We start from the raw sequence: 15,075 nt of genomic DNA on the forward strand, positions 1-15,075 counted from the left end.
TGGCATGTGTAAAAAATTATATCTTTAAATATTACTTTATTTCAGTTCCACCCCATTCAACAACAGTAAATCCTTACCCATATAAAGTTTACCATAAAAAACAATATTATCAAATGTATTTGATTTAGAAAAGTTGAAGATATAAAAAACTACTTATAAAAAAACATGTGAAAAATCTATGAGGAAATTCATAGCTTTTTCACATGTTCTTTTGTAGTTAACTTTAGATAAAATTGATGACTATTACTTAATTAAATTCTAATGCACTACCATACTTAATAATAAAACCATAACTAAACCGACCACAGATATTATGGTTTCAAGTACTGACCAGGATTTTAATGTTTCTGGTATTGATAAATTGAAATATTCTTTAAACATCCAAAATCCGGGATCATTAACATGTGAGAATATTAGACTCCCGGCTCCAGTTGCGAGTACCATAAGTTCAGGACTAGCACCTGTTGCTACAACTAATGGTCCAACAATACCTGCTGCTGTAAGTCCAGCTACAGTTGCAGATCCTAGTGCTATTCTAAGTATTGCTGCTATTGACCATGCAAGTACTAATGGTGAAATGGTTGATCCTTTCATGATTAGAGCAACATAATCTGCAACTCCGCTATCTACTAAGACCTGTTTAAATGCTCCACCGCCACCTATTATTAATAGAATCATAGATATTGCAGCTATTGATTCAGTTACAGTTTTCATAACTTCTGGCATCTTTTTACCGTTATTTAATCCAAAAGTGAATATAGCTAAGAGTACTGCTATAAGAAGTGCTATTACGGGATCTCCTAAAAAGTTAGTGTAATTTAAAATAGGTGAAGTTTTCGGTAAATTAATAGTAGCGATAGCTCTTGCTGCCATAAGTATTACTGGCACTAAAGCTGTAAACACACTTATGCCAAAACTAGGCATTTCTTTATCAGTAAATGTCTTAGGATTATATAAACCTTTTGGTATATCATGTTCCATATGTTTTAAGAATTTTGTAAGTACAGGACCCGCAAAAATTACTGCTGGCACAGCACAAACAATACCATAAATTAAAGTCTTACCTAAATCTGCTTTATAAATAGCAGCTATAGCTGTAGGGCCCGGATGTGGTGGTAAAAATCCATGAGTCGCAGATAATGCTGCAGCCATCGGAACTCCTATGTATAAAAGTGGAATATCAGCAGCTGCTGCTATTGAAAACACAAGTGGGAGTAAAAGTACAAACCCTATTTCATAAAATAAAGCAATACCAACAATAAACCCCGTTAATATAACTGCTAATTGTATATGTTTTTTCCCAAACTTATCAATTAGTGTAAGCGCTATTCTTTGAGCCCCACCACTATCTGCCATAAGCTTACCAAGCATAGCACCAAAACCAAGTACTAGTGCTAGAGATCCGAGTGTTCCACCAACGCCCTTTGTTATTGAAAGAACAACACTTGGAAGTGGCATACCTTCCATAATACCTACTGATAATGCTACAATAATTAATGACAAGAAACCATTTAATTTAAAAGCTATCATAAGAACTAATAATAACGCAACTCCGAAAACAACAATTAATAACGGCATAATAAAATCCCCCTCTTATTTTTGTAATAACCCAAACTTATAAACTTATCTCTATCTCGCAATCGTTTTCTTTTTTCCAATAAACGCCATTAGTTGTTCGTAATTTGGATACCCTTCCATATCGCCCTTTACAATCACTGCCATAGCGCCAACTCCATTTGCATATTCTCCACATTCTTTGAGATCTAATTTCTTTAACATTCCAGAAAGGAACCCCGCAGCAAACCCATCTCCTGCGCCTACTGTATCTTGGGGATTTTCCAGTTTATATGCATTTACATATAAACCTCTGTCTTTATCTGCTATGTAACAACCTTCTTCTCCAAGTTTAACTGCTACAACACTACACCCCATCTTTATAAAGCTATCTGCAATATCGTTAGGCTTTGTAAATCCAAGGAGCATTTCTCCCTCATCTATACCGGGAAAAATTATATCTGATAGTTTAGCAATTTCAAGCATAACTGGTATTGCCTCTTCTTTTGTCCATAATTTAAGTCTAATATTAGGATCAAAAGAAACTAGTACCTTATTTGCTTTTGCGACTTCTATTGCTTTGAATAATGTTTTTCTGCAGCTTTCAGAAAGTGCAGGTGTAATTCCAGTAATGTGAAGTATCTTTGCATCTTTAATATACGACTCATCTAATTCCTCTGCTTTCAAATTACTAGCTGCTGAACCTTTCCTATAGTAATAAACATTTGGATTAGAATGCATAAACCTTTCTTTAAATAATATGCCTGTATTTTTTCCAGGTTCGAAAATCACTCTTGATACATCTACACCCTCACCTCGAATTGTGGACTGTATATACCTTCCAAATTCGTCATCTCCAAGTTTCGAGAACCAACCAACTTTATGTCCTAATTTTGCAAGCGCGATTGAAACATTCGATTCTGCGCCTGCAATTGATTTATTAAAGTTTTGAACATATCTTAATGGGCCTGAGGAATCCGGGCCAAATAAAACCATAGACTCTCCAAAAGTAACTACATCCATAATACAGCCTCCTATATATTTATGACATATGGTATGAATATAAATCTATTCCATATATCCACCCTTCATTGCAGCTACTGCACATTTAGTGTATATGCCAAGTATTCCTTTTGTATATTTTCTTGCTGGCCTTACCCAACTTTTTTTCCTTACTTCTAAGATTTCTTGAATTTCGCTTTCAGTTTTTTCTTGTCCTTTTACTCCTATAATGCTAAGTTCGCGAGCAACTATATCAATTTTTATAATATCATTTTCTTCGACTAGTGCGATAGGTCCACCTTCACTTGCCTCAGGTGAAACATGACCAATAGCTGGTCCTCTAGTTGCTCCTGAAAATCTACCATCAGTAATTAAAGCTATAGATTCAACTAACTCTGGATCAGATGCGATGGCTTCTGTTGTATAAAACATTTCTGGCATTCCAGATCCTCTTGGACCTTCATACCTTATAAACACTGCATCTCCAGGCTTAATCTCTTTTGTTAATACCGCTTTTATAGCATCTTCCTCACAATTAAAAACTCTAGCTTTTAAAGTAACCTTCATTAGCTTTTTAGATATAGCTGAATGTTTTACTACTGCGCCACCTGGTGCTAAATTTCCTTTGAGTATTGCAATTGCTCCTTGAGCTTGAATTGGATTTTCTTTAGTTTTTATAATATCTTCTTTGCTTACACCTATTGCTTCTAGGTATTTATTACAATTCTCATAATAACCATTGCTTTTTAGGTCATCTAAATTCTCACCTAAGGTTTTCCCAGTTACAGTAATCACATCTAAATGTAAGAATTCTTTTATTTCTTCCATTATTGCTGGAACTCCTCCTGCATACCAAAAATATGATCCAGGATAAAAGCCACTTGGTCTTATATTTAATATGAATGGAATTTTTTTATGAATTTCATCAAATAATTCAGGATCAATGTCAATTCCAAGTTCATGTGCGATAGCTGGAATATGAATTAAAGCATTACTTGAACCTGCTATTGCTGCATGCACCATGATAGCATTTTCAAAAGCTTTTTTAGTCATTATTTCAGATGGTTTTATGTTCATGTCTATTAGCTTAAGAACATGTTCTCCTGCGACCTTTGCATTAATTTTTAATTGCTCTAATGTAACTGGCACTAATGCAGTTCCAGGCATTGCTATTCCTAATGCTTCTGACATTACTTGCATTGTTGATGCAGTACCCATAAATGAACAAGCACCACAACTCGGACACGCATTATGTTTGTAATATGTAAATTTTTCTTCTGTTATTTCTCCTCTTTCATATTGCGCACTATATGTTCCTATTTGTTCTAAAGTAAGCATATCAGGACCGGCATTCATAATTCCACCGGGCACCAAAATTGCCGGCATATCGAGTCTTGCAATAGCCATAAGATGTGCTGGCACTGCCTTATCGCAACTTGTAATAAATACTCCTGCATCAAAAGGTGTTGCTTGTACATGTATCTCTATCATATCTGTCATAATTTCTCTAGAAGGAAGTGAATAATTTATTCCATCATGTCCTTGTGATTCTCCATCGCATATATCTGTTACAAAATATTTAGCCGGTTTTCCACCTTTGTTATTAATTCCACTACAAACTTCCTCAACTAATATATCTAAATGCGCACTTCCTGGATGACTTTGACCATAACTACTTTCTACAATAATTTGTGGTTTAGAAAGTTCATCCACGGACCAACCTGAACCTAATCTTAATGAATCTATTTCTGGAGCTATTTCTCTTAATTTTTGACTCTTTAACATTTATAATCACCTCATATTTTATTTTGTAGTTGTATGACACAAATTTTCAATTGTAACCCTTTAACTGCTATATAAAAAAATTTTTAACCACTTTTTGATTTATACGTTTATAGTTGTCCTACAACTTATGTCTATATATTAATCAGTAAACGGTTTTATGTCAAGACTTTTTTTAGATTAAATAATTATATTTATGTATTTGTCAGTTTATTAAAAATAAAAATGCCCTATAGAATAGACAATTTTTAATCGTCTATTCTATAGGGCAAATATTATATCAACTATTATTTTTATTAATATCTATTTTTTTATGTAAATCTTAAATTGTTGAACTATTTCATTTAATTTTTGAGCAAGTTCTGCTTGGCTTTGTGCTGTTAATGCCACTTGCTCAATAGCCTGCGCTGTTTCATTCATACTATCTTTTATTGTACTTGCTTTTTCACTTGAACTTTGTGAAGACTCAGCCATATTTTGAACTGCTTGACTTACTTGCCCAACCGTTGCTGTAATTTCTTCAGACATAGCTGCTATTTCCTCAGACATTTTACTTACAAAATCTGAATCACTATAATACTGCTTTCCTGTTTCTGCATATGCACTAAATTGTACTTTAACATGTGTGTTTATAAATTCTAATAAATCACAACCTGTATCAATACTACTTTTGAATGCTCCTTGAACCTTAACAATAGTATCTTGAATATTTATTACTGCTTGTGCTGACTGCTCTGCAAGTTTTCTTACCTCATCTGCTACCACTGCAAATCCTTTACCTTGTTCCCCTGCTCTTGCTGCTTCTATTGCAGCATTTAATGCAAGAAGATTGGTTTGCGAAGCTATACCTGCGATAGTATCTGCCATAACTTTTATGCTATCTACTACTTTTCCACTTTCAATTGCTTTCTCCATATTTTTTTGTTTTTCTGCATATAGTTTTTGAGTTTCATTAATTGCCTTTTGACTATTCTCCTGAACTTTAGTAGCTCTTTTTTTAAATTGATATGAATTGTTACTTCCCTCCATAGCCTTTGAGGATAATATATTAATACTAGAATCTACTTCTTCAACTGATGCACTTATTTCCTCTGAGGAAGCACTAGTCTCTTGCATACCCGCCGCGATAGTTTCTACTGCTTCATCTATAATTATAGCTTTTGAAGATAATTCTTGAACCGTAGCTGAAAGTTCTTCTGATGATGCACTTAAATCCTGTGCATTCCCCATAACTACTTTTATCAAAGTAGTTACATTTTCTTGTGCAGTATTTAAAGCTACAACTGTTTGTCCAAATTCATCTTTCCTTGTAATATTAATTGGTGTTGAGAAATCGTAAGAAGATAGCCTATCTGCTAACTCTTTTATCTTATTTAATGGATTCATTATATTTTTACTTAATATATATCCCATAAGAATTATAATAAAAAATATAATAGCTGTATAACTTACTATTGTGTATCTAACCTTATTAAACTGAGCTATATTATCTAAATTTGCTTGCGCAGCTGATTTCTGATTTATTTCTATACATTTCTGTAATTTTTCAAACATAATAATTCTTGTTTGTGCCATTGTAGAATTAAAAATCTTAACCGCTATTCCATAGTTATTAGATTTTGCAAGTTCTATTATCTCAACTTTTCCTTCTCTATATTTTGCTAACTCATTTTTAAAATCATCATAAGTTTTACCCTCTTCTATTGATGCTGAAGGTATACTTTCATATTCCTTTTGCACTTTTATGTTTATATTAAATATATTATTTATATTCCTTACTTGCCCATCTAATTTCAACATATCTCTTTCAAAAATAATTGTAAGCATATTCCCTCTCATTTCATTGATATTTCCTTTAATTTCTTGCAAATCATTAATAGCTGTTAAATTGTTACTATATATAGACTTAGAACCCTCATTTATCTTTGATGAACTTATTATCCCCTTTGCTCCTATTAAAACTATAAATATACAAATCACTGAAAATACTAATATAAGCTTTTTCTTTACCTCTAGATTTAAAAAAAATTTGATACTAACACTTCCCTTCTTTTTTTCTAATATATTCTTCGAAATTCTTAGCCGAAAGTGGTTTGCTATAATAAAATCCTTGAATTATATCGCAACCATATTCTTTTAATGTTATCATCTGTTGTTCTTGATCAACCCCACTTTCTTCCCAAGTTTTTATTTGTTTACATAATTTAAGGCTATGTCAGCATTTTGAATTACAGTAAATATATTTAATGAATTTTATTTCAAATAGTGTTGTATTAGTATTGTACTACTCACTTTGTGGTTTTGTAAACATAATTCTCCTAAAGTTACAAATTATTTTAATAATTCAATTTTACAGTATTTTATGTTAATATATAAGTGAATGGTAGGTGAGTAACGTTAAACACTTTTATAATAGACTAAAAAAACTTCGTATAGAAAGTAATTTGCTTCAAAGATATTTAGCTGAAATGCTTGGTTTAGCTCAAACAACTATAGCGAATTATGAACAAGGTAAGCGCTTTCCTGATGAGGAAACACTGCAAAAAATAGCAGACTTTTTTAATGTTTCTCTAGATTACTTACTTGGAAGATCAGAAATAAAAAACTACAATGAAGATTTTATACTGAGAGATTCAATACAATTATCCAAGTGTTTAATAGAACCTGAAATGCTTCTATTAAAGAATTCATATTTTAAGGCTTTAATTAATGGTGAATCGCAAAAAGCAAGTGAGATGATTTTAAATGCAGTTACTAGTGATATGATTGATATAAAAAGAATATATAACGACGTATTTGAAAGATCTCTTATAGAAATTGGACAGCAATGGGATATGAATATTATAGATATTTATCAAGAACATTATTTTTCGTACTCTACACAACTTATAATGTCACAGCTTTTCCCTTATTTTCATACCTCTGAGAAAAATGGGCATTCCCTTATATCTTTAAGTACATCTGGTGATTCACATAATATTGGCATACGTATGGTTACAGATTTTTTTGAAATTGATGGGTGGAATACCTATTTTCTTGGCTGTGATGTTCCATCGCAGAGTGTGATAAAGGCAATAAAAGACCGTAAAGCTAATATAGTTGCAATATCCTGTACAATGCCTAATTATCTTGAGTCAGTGCACTGTTTAATTACAGCTATAAGGAATTTAAAAGATTTTAGCGATGTTAAAATAATAGTAGGTGGGCGACTATTCAATAGGGATAAAAATTTGTGGAAGTTTGTTGGAGCCGATGGATATTCTTCTAATGCGGATGAGGCTGTTAAAATTGCTAATGAATTTATGATAAATAATGTTTTAGAATAACCTCAAATCGTTGTTATATATTTAATTTCAAACTCAGGGAGATAATTTGCTATTATCTTTATCAGAAGTAGTAGATTAGCAAATCCCTTGGTTGCGCAACATCGACGTAGAACAAACCCGTTGCAGCCCCATCTGTCTATTAAACATAAAAATGCCCTATAGAATAGACAAGTTTTAATTGTCTATTCTATAGGGCAAATATTATATTAACTATTATTTTTATTAATATCTATTTCTTTATGTCTCTTATTGTTCGTTCTATATGTCTTTTTGCAAATAATTTTGCAAGCTGCGAATCTCTATTTTTTATAGCCTCTAATATGAGCTTATGTTCACTAAGCCCTCCAGAAGGTCCTAAATTATTGTACAATAGCTTTTGATGGGCCCTTAAAAGATTCTTTAATATTTCGTTTACTTTTATAATCAAGGGACTATTGCTTCCTTCCACAATTTTCATATGAAAATTTAAATCTTCTTCAGTAAATTTTTCAAAATCATCTTGATATTTAATCATATTGTTATAACATTCCTCGATTTCATTTACTAAATCATCGCTACATCTCTGGGCGCAAAGCCCTGCTGCTTCTGACTCTATTATTAATCTAAATTCCAATATATCATTATAATTATCTTGACCTAGGGTAATCATAGGTATTAAACTATTTAAATAAACAGATGGCTTTAAATCATTAACAAAAGTACCTCCACCTCTCCTTTTGCTGACAATATTAACTGCTGACATTTTTTCTATAGCTTCTCTAACAGATACTCTACTTACTTGCAACTCCTGCGCAAGTTTAAGTTCTGACATAATTTTCATTCCCGGTTTATATTCTCCACTAATAATTTTTTCTTGTATTACATTAAAAACTCTATCACTAGTTCTTGTATCCTTCATCTCTTAATTCTCCTATATATCATTAATTTGAATTTATCAATATCTAATAAATACATTATTATTTTATTTTACATTAATAGTATTATATCATGTGTTATCCATATAAACACTTATTCATTGTAATAATAGAATCTACTTCTTTGATAGATACACTTATTGCCTCCAAATCATCACTAAACTCTTGCAGCATTTTAAGATACAACCAATTGACCAAATTCTGCTTTTCTTGTAATATTAATTGGAACACTAATGAATTTATGATAAATAATGAGACAACGATACTATAATAGTTTCAAAATCAAGGAGATGATTTTATTAAGAGTCAATTATCCGTAAACTTAGGTAATTTGCTATTGTCTTTATCAGAAGTAGCCGATTTAGCAAATCCCTTGGTTGCGCAACATCAACATAGAACAGCATTTATTGCACTTGAGTTATCAAAAACAGCCAATTTAGGATCTGAAATTACAGAAAATATTTTTACTGCTGCATTATTACATGATATTGGTGCAGTATCTGTGGAAGAGAAAACAGCTATTCATAATTTTAAGGAAATAGATGAAAATATTCATACTATAAGAGGGGAATTATTATTAGAACAAATACCATGGTTAAGAAAAATTTCAAAGATAGTAAGAAACCATCATAGGAATTGGAATGATTGGGATGATGATATAGAAAACCCAGTAATTTTTTCTTCTCAAATCATTTTGTTATCTGATTATGTTGAGAGATTAATAAATAGGAATAAATATATCTTACACCAAGTTAACGATATAGTAACAACAATAAAAAAATTATCAGGTACAGTTATACATAAGAACATAGTAACTTATTTTCTTGATTTATCTAAAAGAGAGGAATTTTGGTTAGATTTAACTTCTCCTAATTTATATTCATTGTTATTAATCAACGGGCAGTTTAAAAACATGCAAATAGAACTAGACGATGTATCATTAATATCAAATTTATATCGTGATCTAATAGATTTTAAATCTAGATTTACGGCTACTCATACATCTGGTGTATCAGAATGTGCAGTAAAATTATCTGAATTATTTGGACTTGCAGCGTTAGATGTAAAGTCAATGAGGATAGCAGGGAATTTTCATGATATAGGTAAATTAATAATACCAAACAGTATTCTTGAGAAGCCAGGCAAATTAACAGTTGATGAGTTTGCAATTATAAGGTGTCATACTTATCACACATTTAAGACGTTAAATTCAATTGGTGGTTTGCAACGAATAGCTGAGTGGGCAGCTTATCACCATGAAAAATTAGATGGAAGTGGGTACCCATTTCATCTTACTAGTGAAGAAATTGGTACCGGTTCTAGAATAATGGCTGTTGCAGATATATTTACAGCCATATCCGAAGATAGACCTTATAGAAAAGGAATGGATAAAAATGAAATTTATACGGTTATGAAAAAACAAGCAAATGAAAATTTATTGGATAAACGGATTGTTGAATTACTATTCGATAACTATGAAGTTATAAATACACAAGTAAAAATGGAACAATCAAAAGCATTAAGTTTTTATGAAACACGGTTTTCATCAATAATTCATGAGAACAAACGCACAATATAAATCATTTTATTATACATATGTTGTAGAACACTTTCTATTTTAGTACTACTGGATATTTTTCAAAATAAAAACAAATAAATGTTGAATGTTGGAAACTATTAGTGGTAAAATAAATTTTAAAAAGGAAAATGTGTCGAATAACAAAAGAGGGGGATACATATGAAAAATATTAAAAGAAAACGAATTAACTTAAGAAGTTTAAAGGTTAGATTATTAGTAGTTTTAGTCATACTATGTTTAGCACCCATAATCATACTAGGAATAATTACTTACAATAAATCTCATGCTATTTTAGAATCTAAAGTTAAACTAACTTCTGCGCAAACATTGGGAGAAGTTAACAGAGGACTTACTAACTATTTAGTTGGAATACAGGGGTATGTGGATATGTTAGCCGCTAATATTGATTTAAAATCATTGCAACAACACCCTGAATTTAAACCTTATGCTTTAGGGGCATTGCAATCCGTTAAGGACAGTAGAAAAGACTTAACTAATGTGTATTTTGCAAGTGCTAACAAAGACTTTCTAATCTATCCCATTCAAAAAATGCCTAAAGGGTATGACCCAACTGCTAGACCTTGGTATACTAAGGCGGTAGAAAATAAAGGTAATGTAATTTTTACAGAACCTTATAAAGACGCTAATAGTGGATTAATGATGTTTTCAATTGCGAAAGCTGTAGAGAATAACGGGCTAATAGTAGGTGTAATTTCTACGGATATTAATTTAACCACTATATCAGATAGCTTATCTTCAATTAAAATAGGTAATAATGGGTATACTTCCGTGTCAAGCATGCAAGGTTTAATGATTTCTAATCCTGATAAAAGTTTACTCGGAGGGACTGAAGTAAATACTCTATCTTATTGGAATAATGTTAAAGTAAATAAAGAAGGTGTAGAAAACTTTATTTACAAAGGAGTAAATAATTATTGCGTTTATACAACTAATGCATTAACCGGCTGGAAAATTATAGCGTATATGCCTACAACTGAATTATTAAATGATACAAATGTTCTAAAAAATATTACCCTTTTAATTATTTTAATATTAGGTGTAATAGCCATATTTGTGTCCTTAATATTAAGTAAATCCATAACCGCAAAGCTTGATAAATTGGAGCATATATTTAGCAAGGCTTCTGCGGGTGATTTATCAGTACACGTAGATATAAAATCTAAAGATGAATTTGGTGAATTAGGAAACCATTTTAATATTATGATTAATAATATAGGTAATCTTATTAAGAAGGTTAAAGATACGGCTGAGACTATTTCAACAGCATCTGAAGAAATAAATAGGATGTCTAGTGAAACTGCAGTGGCAGTAGAGGAAGTATCCTTAACTATCGATCAAGTTGCAAATGGCAGCTCAGATCAAGCTCAAGATATTGCGAATGGCGCAGACTCTGTTCGTAAACTAGGTAATAGTATTGACAATATAAAAACATTAGCTATTAAGATAGATACAGTATCTAAAAAGACTGACGATTTAAGTGAAAATGGCTTAAATGTGGTGAATATGCTTATGGAGAAAACCGAAGAAGCAAATGCCTCAGCGCAAAAAGTTACAGTTGTTATTGAGGAAATGAATACAGTAAGTGAAAATATTGGAGCTATAACTGAAACTATAAATAGTATTGCATCACAAACTAATCTTTTAGCTTTAAATGCTGCTATAGAAGCAGCTAGGGCAGGAGAGGCAGGTAAAGGTTTCTCGGTGGTCGCAGATGAAATAAGGAAACTAGCAGAGCAGTCCGCAGCTTCCACAAAGCAAATTCAAGAATTAATTTTAAAGGTTAAAGAAAACTCAGTACAAGCAGTTTTGACAATGGAAGATTCTAAAGATGTAGTAGAGAAGCAGACAAATGCAGTAATAGAGACTAAATCAATATTCAATAAGATTTCCGAGTCTATAAGAAATCTTAAAGTCGGAGCAGATGAAATTTCTTCTTCTATAGCAGAAACTAACATTCAAAAGGATGACATAGTTGATAAAATGCAAAGTATTGCTGCGGTAAGTGAAGAGTCTTGTGCAAGTACAGAGGAAGTTTCCGCAACAACAGAAGAAATAACAGCAACCATGAATGAATTTAGTAATACTGCTGAAAAAATGAAAACTCTCGTGGATGTCTTAGAATCAGCAATCTCACAATTTAAATTATAACCTTCTGCAATGGGATCCAACATAAAATCACTTTTATCATTATTGTTAGAAGTAGAATAAATTTTTTTTAACATAATAAGTCTAAATTACTTAAAAATATTATTTAAGGATTTAGACTTATTAATTTTTTACTGTATTTTTGAACACAACACAATCAAGAACCCTCTTAATTTATGTGTGGGAGTTATAGAACACCCACTTAGTATAAATGTTCATCCTCGGGCTGATAATTATTTAAAAAGAAGTTAGCTAATGTTAATTCCATATAAGGTACTATCCACAATAAAGCTATTCCTAAAGTTACTAATGATATACACACCCATCCTATATAGCTTAACTCCAAAAGGAATAATTCCATTTTATGACCATACATATTTTTTTTACTTTTAGCTAGTGCTTTAATTACACTAATATTATCTTCCACTGCTATAATGTAGTATGCCATCCTGTAGTATAAAGTTATGAAACAAGTAATTATTGCCATAACCAACGAAAGAAAGATTCCATCTCTTGAAGAATATATTGCAACTAATCCATTAATTATCATAAGTCCATTAAGTACTAAATATATTACTGACGATGCTATAAGATGTTTAAATCCACTAAATATAGTTCCTACACTTACTGTCTTTTTTTTGCTAAGTCTGCTATAAAATATAACTGAACTTAGCGCTAATGGAGATACTAGTATAGTAACAACATATGATAATGACTGTATGTTAATATTAAGTGTTAAATTTATTACTGTGATTAGCGTTATTAGTGTGATTAGTATAATTGGTATAAAAGTATATATTAGAGTGAATCCAATAGCTATTCCCCAATTACCACTTAACTGCCTCTTTGCTTGAGCTTTATAATCTGGTTGAATTCTTTCTGGCGTATCATTTTCCATATTTGAGTGCCTCCTATTTTTTATTTGATTGCTTTTCCCATATAATACTTAATGACACTCTTGCTTAAATTTTAATTTTTCTTCCAGCGTACTTTATTACACACTACCCTATGAAAATGAGTAATGCAATATATTTTGCGTTAAATGTCGTTTTTCGCTCATAAACGGAAGTTGTTATTGCTGGATTTATGGATAAATTGAGTGATATGACTAAATACTTATTTATTGGGAAAATTAATAATATATATTTAATTAAAGAAAACACCTTAGGAGGTATAAATGAAAAATGAAGCTATTTCAGAAAGGCAAGGCATTATCTTAATAATATTTTTCCTACTTGGGAATTCTCTTTTAGTGGGGTCTGGTAATCCTGCAAACAAAGATGCCTGGCTAGCAATAATTATTGCTATTTTATGGTCAACTATACTATTTCTTATCTTTTCTAGAATTTTATCTTTATATCCAGGAAAAGATCTATTTGATATACTCCCAATCGTTATGGGAAAGTTTCTAGGGAAAATTATAAGCATACTAATGATTTGGTTTACCTTTCATACTGGGCTCTTAATTATTAGAATTATATCAGAATTTACTAATATTTTAGTGTTCGCTGATACACCAGTAGTAATACCAATGATTTTTTTTACTATATTACTTATATGGAGTCTAAATGCAGGCATTGAAGTCTTAGGCCGATGGGCTGAATTCTTCAGTTTTATTGTAATTCTAATAGTTTTAATTGTACCGCTATTGTCAATTACACAAATGGATATTAACAGATTAAAGCCAATACTAGATAATGGTTTATCACCACTTCTAAATGGTGCTTTCTCGAGTTTTTCCTTTCCCTTTGGTGAAGTTGTAATTTTTACAATGGTATTTTCAAATATATCAAAAATTAAAAATTACAAAAAAACATTTATGGTAGCCTTATTCGTAGGAGGAGGACTTATAGTTTTAACAGTTTTAAGAAACATTTTAGTACTAGGCAGTGAATCCGTCTCTAGTGTATATTTCGCCTCTAGCATGGCAGTAAGTCTTATTAGACTTGGTTTTCTTCAAAGACTTGAACTTACAGTAATTATTGTATTTTTAGTTTGTATATTTGTTAAAGTAAGTATATGTGCTTTTGCAGTTTGCAACGGAATTTCAAAAGTTTTTGGGTTTGATGATTACAAATTTATTGTAACACCTATAGCTCTTTTAATGTTAAACATCTCTTTTTTTATTTACAAAAGTACCACGGAAATGGCATTTTTCACTTATAATATATGGCAATATTATGCCTTCCCTTTTGAAGTTATAATACCCTTAATTGTTTTTATTGTAGCGGAGATTAAGAGTAGACGTTCTACCTTTAAATTTTTTAAATACCCTAATAAATAACTCTATGACTTTATTTAATTGATATGCAGGGAATACCGCAGCTAATGTTTTACCTTCTCCTGTTTGCATTTCAATGAACTTTCCTTTATGCATTGCTATGCCCGCGTTTATTTGCTCACCATAAGCCTCTGCCTCACTGAAAATTTACTTAATTATACACTATCAAAGTATTTCTTTCCTACTTCCTTATAAGATCGCAAAAAAAATAACCATCTAAATTTGATAGCATGGTTGTTTTTGTAATATTTTTCAAAGTTTCTTTAGCAATTCAAAAACTAATACTCTGAAATATTTAAATTATATTTTTTGGCCAATCGAAGAAGTTCTTTTTCATTCGGACTATTTTTCGTAAGAATTAGAGACATAATTTTCGATGTACCTACCTTTTTTAATAAATCTTGTCTTAATTTTTCATAATTCATTGTTTTCACCCTCCTACTTATTCTTTTCTATAGTTTTTATATTCTA

General features: G+C 31.1%; 12 protein-coding genes. 4 read left to right on the plus strand and 8 right to left on the minus strand.

From position 1 onward, the window contains the following. Positions 1–258: 258 nt before the first annotated feature. From KPL44_RS17420 to KPL44_RS17435, 4 genes are all read right to left on the minus strand, one after another. Positions 259–1,578, minus strand: coding sequence for a gluconate:H+ symporter (locus KPL44_RS17420; protein ID WP_216252767.1), 1,320 nt, complete (start codon positions 1,576–1,578; stop codon positions 259–261). Positions 1,579–1,629: 51 nt separating this feature from the next. Then, complete coding sequence (locus tag KPL44_RS17425) at positions 1,630–2,577, minus strand: sugar kinase (RefSeq protein WP_216252769.1); 948 nt, start codon at positions 2,575–2,577, stop codon at positions 1,630–1,632. 45 nt (positions 2,578–2,622) lie between these two features. Then, positions 2,623–4,341: a dihydroxy-acid dehydratase gene (gene ilvD / locus KPL44_RS17430; RefSeq protein WP_216252771.1), complete on the minus strand. Its 1,719-nt coding sequence runs from the start codon at positions 4,339–4,341 to the stop codon at positions 2,623–2,625. Positions 4,342–4,641: 300 nt separating this feature from the next. Then, entirely contained in the window at positions 4,642–6,372 is a 1,731-nt protein-coding gene (locus KPL44_RS17435) for a methyl-accepting chemotaxis protein (RefSeq protein WP_216252904.1), read from the minus strand. Positions 6,373–6,725: 353 nt separating this feature from the next. Between KPL44_RS17435 and KPL44_RS26085 the strand changes: the two genes are divergently transcribed. After that, a complete protein-coding gene (locus KPL44_RS26085) occupies positions 6,726–7,664 on the plus strand; it encodes a cobalamin-dependent protein (RefSeq protein WP_216252783.1) in 939 nt (312 codons plus the stop codon). Between the two features lie 229 nt (positions 7,665–7,893). On the opposite strand, the gene KPL44_RS17450 is transcribed toward KPL44_RS26085, so the two are convergent. Next, a complete protein-coding gene (locus KPL44_RS17450; protein WP_216252784.1) occupies positions 7,894–8,562 on the minus strand; it encodes a FadR/GntR family transcriptional regulator in 669 nt (222 codons plus the stop codon). 353 nt (positions 8,563–8,915) lie between these two features. Between KPL44_RS17450 and KPL44_RS17455 the strand changes: the two genes are divergently transcribed. Together KPL44_RS17455 and KPL44_RS17460 are read left to right on the plus strand one after the other, a co-directional pair. Then, positions 8,916–10,157, plus strand: a complete 1,242-nt coding sequence (locus KPL44_RS17455; protein WP_253201825.1) for an HD-GYP domain-containing protein — start codon at positions 8,916–8,918, stop codon at positions 10,155–10,157. A gap of 159 nt (positions 10,158–10,316) precedes the next feature. Next, positions 10,317–12,326: a methyl-accepting chemotaxis protein gene (locus KPL44_RS17460; protein ID WP_216252786.1), complete on the plus strand. Its 2,010-nt coding sequence runs from the start codon at positions 10,317–10,319 to the stop codon at positions 12,324–12,326. 199 nt (positions 12,327–12,525) lie between these two features. Here KPL44_RS17460 and KPL44_RS17465 read toward each other — a convergent pair whose 3' ends face one another. Further along, positions 12,526–13,221, minus strand: a complete 696-nt coding sequence (locus KPL44_RS17465) for a DUF975 family protein (protein WP_216252788.1) — start codon at positions 13,219–13,221, stop codon at positions 12,526–12,528. Positions 13,222–13,500: 279 nt separating this feature from the next. Here KPL44_RS17465 and KPL44_RS17470 point away from each other — a divergent pair, with 279 nt between their 5' ends. After that, complete coding sequence (locus KPL44_RS17470) at positions 13,501–14,607, plus strand: GerAB/ArcD/ProY family transporter (protein WP_216252790.1); 1,107 nt, start codon at positions 13,501–13,503, stop codon at positions 14,605–14,607. On the opposite strand, the gene KPL44_RS25865 is transcribed toward KPL44_RS17470, so the two are convergent. Together KPL44_RS25865 and KPL44_RS17480 are read right to left on the minus strand one after the other, a co-directional pair. Then, the gene (locus KPL44_RS25865) at positions 14,533–14,751 is read right to left on the minus strand and encodes a hypothetical protein (protein WP_331702786.1); all 219 of its coding nucleotides are present in this window, start codon (positions 14,749–14,751) and stop codon (positions 14,533–14,535) included. The genes KPL44_RS17470 and KPL44_RS25865 overlap by 75 nt on opposite strands. Positions 14,752–14,882: 131 nt before the next feature. Then, a complete protein-coding gene (locus KPL44_RS17480; protein WP_216252794.1) occupies positions 14,883–15,029 on the minus strand; it encodes a hypothetical protein in 147 nt (48 codons plus the stop codon). Positions 15,030–15,075: the final 46 nt, after the last annotated feature.

Source organism: Clostridium sp. DSM 17811, assembly GCF_018861905.1.
In the GTDB taxonomy this organism is placed as follows: domain Bacteria; phylum Bacillota; class Clostridia; order Clostridiales; family Clostridiaceae; genus Clostridium_AD; species Clostridium_AD frigoriphilum.